This is a genomic window from Streptomyces poriferorum (genome assembly GCF_019399235.1).
Taxonomy (GTDB): domain Bacteria; phylum Actinomycetota; class Actinomycetes; order Streptomycetales; family Streptomycetaceae; genus Streptomyces; species Streptomyces poriferorum.
In genome coordinates this window covers 1-7325 of sequence record NZ_JAELVH010000304.1, presented here as the reverse complement: position 1 = coordinate 7325, position 7325 = coordinate 1, and the positions used below count along the sequence as shown (strand labels likewise).

Annotated in this window: 4 protein-coding genes; 1 reads left to right on the top strand and 3 read right to left on the bottom strand. The window is 69.5% G+C overall.

Annotated elements, in window-relative coordinates; genetic code table 11:
* Positions 1–103 precede the first annotated feature (103 nt).
* Together JGS39_RS33805 and JGS39_RS33800 are read right to left on the bottom strand one after the other, a co-directional pair.
* On the bottom strand, positions 104–946 hold the full coding sequence (locus JGS39_RS33805) for a heparin lyase I family protein (protein ID WP_236064471.1): 843 nt from the start codon (positions 944–946) through the stop codon (positions 104–106).
* A gap of 319 nt (positions 947–1265) precedes the next feature.
* Entirely contained in the window at positions 1266–2195 is a 930-nt protein-coding gene (locus JGS39_RS33800) for an SDR family NAD(P)-dependent oxidoreductase (RefSeq protein ID WP_219573571.1), read from the bottom strand.
* A gap of 98 nt (positions 2196–2293) precedes the next feature.
* On the opposite strand from JGS39_RS33800, the gene JGS39_RS33795 reads away from it, so the two are divergent.
* Complete coding sequence (locus JGS39_RS33795; protein ID WP_219573570.1) at positions 2294–2962, top strand: TetR/AcrR family transcriptional regulator; 669 nt, start codon at positions 2294–2296, stop codon at positions 2960–2962.
* Here the strand turns inward: JGS39_RS33795 and JGS39_RS33790 are convergent.
* Complete coding sequence (locus tag JGS39_RS33790) at positions 2956–7125, bottom strand: molybdopterin-dependent oxidoreductase (protein ID WP_219573569.1); 4170 nt, start codon at positions 7123–7125, stop codon at positions 2956–2958. The genes JGS39_RS33795 and JGS39_RS33790 overlap by 7 nt on opposite strands.
* Between the last annotated feature and the right edge of the window lie 200 nt (positions 7126–7325).

Sequence of the window (7325 nt, the reverse complement as noted above, 5' to 3'; positions counted from 1 at the left end):
CTAGCGGCCGATGGGGTCCGCCGTCACCGACCAGCAATCCGCTCATCAGCGAGAACCGGACCGGCCCCGGAAATCCGGGGCGCCGGAGGTACAGGGATCCGCGTCATGACAGGTCGAGAATGCGGATGTCGTCGTGCTGGACGATCCGGGTGGGTACGTCACCGTTCCCGATCGACTCCGAGGGCCGGTAGAGCCCCCACTTTATGTAGCCGTGGTCGGCCGGGTTGTCCGGCTGGTAGGTGCGCACGTTCTCGTACGAGGCGGCGGGCTTGTAGCCGGACTCTCCCGGAAGCTGCACGGAGACCTTGAAGTAGCCCGTCTCGTCGGTGGTCCAGCGTGCGTCCACGCGGAAGCTCATCCACTTGTTCACATACGGACGGAGGTCCGGCACCACCGCTGCCTGCTGGTTCAGGTGTGGGGACCTGAACGCGATCTCGTTGCGCTTCGCCATGAGGTAGAACGCCGGAACGTTGCCGCCCGCGTACTTGCCCTGGAAAACGATGTCGCCCGTGTCGCTGTCACCCGCCGCGTAGGTCTTCCAGTCCTTGAGCAGCACGCTGAACTCGTAGCGCTGCACGTCACCGACGTCGAACTGCCCGGACGGAAGCAGGTCCGTCGCGCTCTCGCTCCGCGGCGCGCCGTTGGACTCGTATCCCGCGTCGCCGAGCGTCACCTTGTGCTGGACCGCGTACGCGCCCCCGTGCCCGGGCCGCACGACGCCGGATGCGTCCGGCGCCGTCGCGTGCGTGGTGGTCAGACCTTCAACTCCGGAGTTCAGGGCTCCGTTCTCGTAGTCCACCTTCAGCTTCTCGGCGGGGGACTGCGCGGGTGCGGAGCCGGCGAGCGGGGAGCCGTCCGGTTCGGCTCCTGCCGCATGCGACAGCGGAAGGGTAACCAGCAGTGCCCCTGCGCACAGGGCGGTCGACACCTTGAGAACCTTCATCATTTTTCACTCCTCGACATGTGGGGCTGCGAGAACCGGCCGAAGGCGTCCGGGTGGCGTCCATCCAGGACCGCCGCCTCGTGTGGTCGGCACCAGAACGAAGCTGCGAAATCACTTGATGGGCACCAGGCCGCCCCGGGCCGCCTGCATGCTGACACGGTTCCGAATGAAACCGAAAGAGGGGCGACGCCCTTAATTCGATGTCGAGTGGCGAAAGTGATGAGTGACTGGAGGTGCACCGCGGCACGATGCGGTCGTCACGGGGACCGAGCAGCCTCCCGCGCCGCCGTCGCGGACGCCACCGGTGGCCGCACCCGCACAGTCAGCCCCAGGAATCCCTCCGGTGTGACGTGATCGCCGGGAACGTCACACCGGTGAGCTCCTCGGAGACGGTCCACAGGCGCTGCTGGGTTGCCCGGTCGTGGGAGCCGGGGCTGGAGGAGACCGGCTTCGGGTAGCCGCGGATCTCCCCTCGGTTGCCGGGGCCGTAGTACTGGCCGCCGGTGACGTCCGGATCGGTGGCCGCGCGCAGCGTGGGCAGGGCACCCATCTCGGCCTTCTGGGTGAGCAGCGGCGCGAGCCAGGTGACGGGCACGCGAAGCGCGGCAGGTGCGTTGCGGATGAGTTCGGTGTGGGACACGCCTGGATGGGCGGCGACCGCGACCGTGGTGCCGCGCGGTGCGAGCCGGTGCTGCAGTTCGTACGTGAACATCAGGTTGGCGAGTTTGGCCTGCCCGTAGGCACCGATGCGGCTGTACGAGCGCTCCCACTGCAGGTCGTCGAAGTGGATGGCGGCCCGGATGCGGTGGCCGGTGCTGCTGACCGTGACGACGCGGGAGCCGGGGACGGGCAGGATCCGGTCCAGCAGCAGACCGGTGAGGGCGAAGTGGCCTAGGTGGTTGGTGCCGAACTGCAGCTCGAAGCCGTCGGCGGTGGTCTGCTTCGGGGTGTACATCACTCCCGCGTTGTTGATCAGAAGGTCGATGCGGGGGTGTGCGGCACGCAGGTCGGCCGCCGCGGACCGGATCGAGTCCATGGAGGTCAGGTCGAGGGCCTGGACGGTGACGTCGCCGGTGATACGGGCGGCCGCCCGCTTTCCCTTCTCCATGTCTCGGACCGCCAGGACCAACGCCGCCCCGCGCTCCGCGAGCATCCGGGCCGTCTCGAAGCCCAGCCCGGTGTTGGCGCCGGTCACGATCGCCACCCGGCCGCGCTGATCAGGGATGTGCTCTTCGGTCCAGTTGCCGCTCATGACGCTCCCCCAAGAAACCGTCGGTCCGTTAAGACCGAACTTAAGAGACCGCCGGTCTCATGTCAAGGTACCGGCGGTCTTTAAGCTAGGCTGAGGGCGTGACATTCCAGCGGGCGCGAAGCGAGGAGCAGCGGGAGATCCGCCGCCGGGCGATCCTGGACACGGCGGCGGCGATGCTCGACGAGATGCCCGTGGCCGAGGTGAGCCTCAACGAACTCAGCCGGCGGGTGGGCCTGGCCAAGTCGAACGTCCTGCGGTACTTCGAGTCGCGCGAGGCGGTGCTGCTCGAACTGCTGGACATGTTCCTGGAGAGCTGGCTCGCCGAGCTGGCGGACGAGCTGGCCGCGGACATCGAGCCCCACGCGACACCGGAGGTGCGGGCGGGCCGGCTGGCCGAGACCCTCAGCCGGTCACTGGCGGACCGGGTGGTGCTGTGCGACCTGTTCGGCGCGCAGGGCGGCGTCCTCGAGCACAACGTCTCCGTCGAGGTGGTCAAGCAGCACAAGCGTTCCGCCCTCGGCCGGCTCGCGACCATGACCGACCTCGTGCGCTGTCACGTGCCCGAACTCGGCGACGGCGCGCAGCTGTTCTGCCTGATGAGCCTGGTCTCGGCCGGCGCCCTGTCGGCGTACGTCCCGCCGCCGCCCAGCCTCCTCGCCGCCTACGCGGACGAGCCCGCCCTCGGCGTGCTCCACCTGGAGCTGCGTGACGCCCTGCGGATCTCCTTCACTTCGGCGCTCCTGGGCGTACTGCCGCGCGGTCAGTAGACGTCCCGGACATAGCGCTTGTCGGCGGCGAGTTGCTTGACGTACACAGCGGCCGTGTCGGGATCGAGGCCCCCGTGTGCGACCGCGATGTCGCGCAGCGCCCGGTCGACGTCCTTGGCCATCCGCGCGGCGTCGCCGCAGACGTAGAAGTGGGCGCCGTCCCGGAGCCAGGACCACAGCTTGGCCCCGTGCTCACGCATCCGGTCCTGCACGTAGACCTTGGCGCGCTGGTCGCGGGAGAAGGCGGTGTCGAGGCGGGTGAGTGTCCCGTCGGCGAGGAAGTCCGTCAGCTCGTCCTCGTAGTAGAAGTCGGTGGCCCGGTGCTGTTCGCCGAAGAAGAGCCAGTTGGGGCCGGTGTGGTGCTGGGCGCGGCGTTGTTCCAGGAAGCCGATGAACGGAGCCACCCCGGTCCCCGGGCCGACCATCACCGTCGGCGTGCCGGCGTCGGCGGGTGGCCTGAAGTGCGGGGCGCGCTGCACGAAGACCGACACCGGGTCGCCGAGGGCGGCCTCTGCCAGGAAGGGCGAGCACACCCCGGTGCGGGGGCGGCCCCGCAGGTTCTCGTACCGGACGACGGAGACGGTCAGGGACACCTGATGGGGGTCGGTGAGCGGGCTGGACGATATCGAGTACAGACGGGGCTGCAGGCGCGTGAGGATGCCGGCCCACTCCTGCGGTGTGGCCCGGACCGGGTACTCGGCGAGAACGTCGACGGCTTGGCGGCCCCAGGACCAACGGGCGAGTTCGCCCTTGTTGTCGGGCCGCAGCATCTTCTTCAGCGAGCGGTCGCCGGTGCGTTCGGTGACGAAGCCCAGCAGGGCCGGAGTGAGCCGGGTGATGTCCAGGTGCCGGTGGAGAGCCTCCGAGAGCCGGACCTCCCCGACATCGGGGAGACCGACACCGGCGGCGGGGTCGAGACCGGTCACAGCCAGCCATTCGGCCACCAGATCAAGGCTGTTGAGCGGATGCACGCCGAGAGCGTCCCCGGCCTCGTAGGCGAGAGGGATGCCGTCTTCCCGGGTGTCGAAGGTGAAGCGACGGACCTCCTTGCCCGCGCCGGCAAGGCTGAGCAGCCGGTTTCCCACCACCCTGGCCGTGGCGGGTGACGCCTTGGTGCCGCGAACGGCTGTGGCAGGTCGTGCGGCGGAGGCGGAACCGGAGACGAGGGCAGGAGCCGGGGCCCCTGACGACAGGGGCGGGGCGCCTGACGACAGGGCCGGGCCCGCTGACGACAGGGCCGGGCCCGTCTGTACGGCGAGACCGGTCAGGACGCGGTCCAGCCAGGTCCGGGCGGAGGGCCCGTAGTCGGGCTCGCAGTCGGTGCGCGGGGCCAGGCGTGCGGCTCCCAGTTCGCCCAGGCGCTGGTCCAGGCGCCGGCCGTGTCCGCAGAAGTCGTCGTACGAGGAGTCGCCGAAGGCCAGCACCGCGTACCGCCTGCCGTCCAGGGGCGGGACATCCGCTGCGGTCAGCGCCTCCCAGAACCCGGAGCCGTTGTCGGGTGCGTCCCCGTCCCCGAAGGTGCTGGTGATCAGGAGGAGGTCGGCCGCGTGCGGGAGGGTACGGGGGTCCGCCGTGTCCATCCCGACGAGCCGGGCCCGGTGTCCGACCTCGGTGAGCCGGTCGGCGGCCTCGGCAGCGAACTCCTCGGCGTTCCCGGTCTGCGAAGCCCACAACACGACCACGTCACGGCCTGTGGAGGAGGTCTGCGCCGCCGGGCCCTCCGCAGGCTGCGCCGCCCGCGAGTACATGCCGGCGAGGACACCGTTCACCCATCGTGCGTGCTCCTCGCTGAACGGCGCACCGGCCGGGAGCACCGGAACGCCCGGCAAACCCGGCCGGAGCCCGGCGAGGAACCCGATCAGGTACTGGCGTTCCCGCTCCGCGAGGACGGGCGGCGGCGTGCTTTCCAGGCCGAACACGGCAGCGGCACCCGACGGGACCGCGCTCGGTACGACGTCGAGCGGCTCCACGGCGGAGTAAGCAGCGGGTGGCGGGGCGGCCTCGACCGCGGCGGCGACCTTCGTGAGTGTCACCGCACACATCTTGAACTCGGGCTGGAAGGAGATCGGGTCGACGGCGTCGCTGGTCACCGCGTTGACGCTCAGGTACTCCCCGAACAGGTCGTTCCAGTGGAACGGCGCGAAGCAGCACCCCGGCCGGACCCGGTCCGTCACCACGGCCGGCAGCACGGCACGGCCGCGCCGGGACGCGACCTCGACCGCGTCGCCGTCCAGGATTCCGAGCCGGCCGGCGTCCTCGGGATGCAGTTCGACGAAGGGGGCAGGGTTCAGCTTGTTGAGCTTGGCGACCTTCCCGGTCTTGGTGAGGGTGTGCCATTGATGCTGCAGACGCCCGGTGTTGAGGACGAACGGGTAGTCGTCGTCCGGCATCTCCGCAGCCGGCACGTGCGGGCGGGCGAAGAAGACCGCCCGCCCGCTCGGTGTCGGGAAGACCGGACCGCCGCCCTCGGCCAGATAGCGGATCGGGTTGCGGTCGGGGCCGTCGAGCGAGGGCGCCGGCCACTGAACGGGAGTGGTGCGCAGCCTCTCGTACGTGACACCCCGCAGGTCGTAACCGGTCTTCGGGTTCGCGGCGCCCTTGATCTCCTCGAAGATCTCCTCGGCACTGCCGTAGGAGAAGGCGTCGGCATACCCCATCTCGCAGGCGACTCGTGCGATGATCCGCCAGTCCGCGAGCGCCTCTCGGGGCGGGTCCACCGCCGGGCGGGCGAGAGTGAGATTGCGTTCGCTGTTGATCAGTACGCCCTCGCTCTCGCTCCACAGCGCCGCGGGCAGCACGACATCGGCGTAGGCGTTGGTCTCGGTGTCGGCGAACGCGTCCTGGGTGATGACGAGTTCGGCTGTCTCCAGGGCCTCGATCACCGTCCGGCGGTTGGCGACGGATGCCACCGGGTTCGTACAGATGATCCAGCAGGCTTTGATCTCGCCGTTCGCCATCCGCTGGAACATCTCGATGGTTCCCTTGCCGGACCCGTCCTTGCGTATCGCGCCGGGCTCCAGTCTCCAGAGCTCTTCGACGAAGGCGCGGTCCTCGTCGACCAGGACGGATCGCTGTCCGGGCAGGCCGGGGCCCATGTAGCCCATCTCCCGCCCGCCCATGGCGTTGGGCTGGCCGGTGAGTGAGAACGGGCCGCTGCCCGGGCGGCAGATCGCTCCGGTGGCCAGATGCAGGTTGATCAGCGCGTTGGTGTTCCATGTGCCGTGCGTGGACTGGTTGAGGCCCATGGTCCAGCAGCTCATCCACTCCCCCGCTTCGCCGATCCACTGCGCCGCCCGGCGGATGTCCGCCTCAGGGATGCCCGTGATGTCCGCGACCGTGGCGGGCGGGTAGTCCGCGAGGAACTCCGGCATCGCCTCCCAGCCCTCGGTGCGTTCCGCGACGAACCCGTCGTCCGTGTGCCCGTTCGCGTGGAGGAGGTGCAACAGGCCGTTGAGGAGTGCCAGGTCGGTTCCGGGCCTGACCTGGAGGAAGAGGTCGGCCTTGTCTGCGGTGGCGTTGCGCCGCGGGTCCACGACGATCAGCCTGGCCCCGGCCTTCACCCGTTCCATCAGGCGCAGGAACAGGATCGGGTGGCAGTCGGCCATGTTGGAGCCGATGACGAAGAAGACATCGGCCTTCTCGAAGTCCTGGTACGACCCCGGTGGCCCGTCGGCCCCGAGGGAGAGCTTGTAGCCGCTGCCCGCACTCGCCATACACAGACGGGAGTTGGACTCGATCTGATTGGTCCGGACGAAGCCCTTGGCCAGCTTGTTCGCCAGGTACTGCGCCTCAAGACTCATCTGCCCGGACACATAGAAAGCGACCGCGTCGGGCCCGTGCTCATCGATGATCGACCGAAGTCGTCGTGCCGTGCCGGTGATCGCCTCGTCCACCGTTGCCGCCATGGGCTCGGCGCCGCGGCCGGGGCGCATCAGTGCGGTCGTCAGCCTGCCGGGAGCAGCGAGCATCTCGGCGGTCGTCGCGCCCTTCGTGCACAGCCGCCCGAAGTTCGCCGGGTGCGTCTTGTCCCCCGAGGCCTTGAGGACCGTGCGGCGACCTTCCGTACCGGAGGCGATGTCGAGCACCAGCCCGCAGCCCACCCCGCAGTACGAGCAGACCGTCCGTATCCGGGAGACAGCCGTCGACTCATCCTGTGGGGGCACCGAAGGCCTTCCTGTTGTTCTCAGCGAGGCCTTGACGGTACGAAACGCCCATTACGTAGGTGTGACCTCAGCCGATCACGGGTGGTAACGCCCGACACACACACGCCGCACCGGCGCCGTGAGATCGCGCGGAATCGCGTGGCCGCCGGGGAAGATCACCGCGCATGTGTGCCCGGATGGACGGGGGTGCGGGGGGGGTG

What these genes read in the sequence shown, in the direction of transcription:
- JGS39_RS33805 (WP_236064471.1), bottom strand. Translation starts at nt 946, where the DNA reads ATGATGAAGGTTCTCAAGGTGTCGACCGCCCTGTGCGCAGGGGCACTG.
- JGS39_RS33800 (WP_219573571.1), bottom strand. Translation starts at nt 2,195, where the DNA reads ATGAGCGGCAACTGGACCGAAGAGCACATCCCTGATCAGCGCGGCCGG.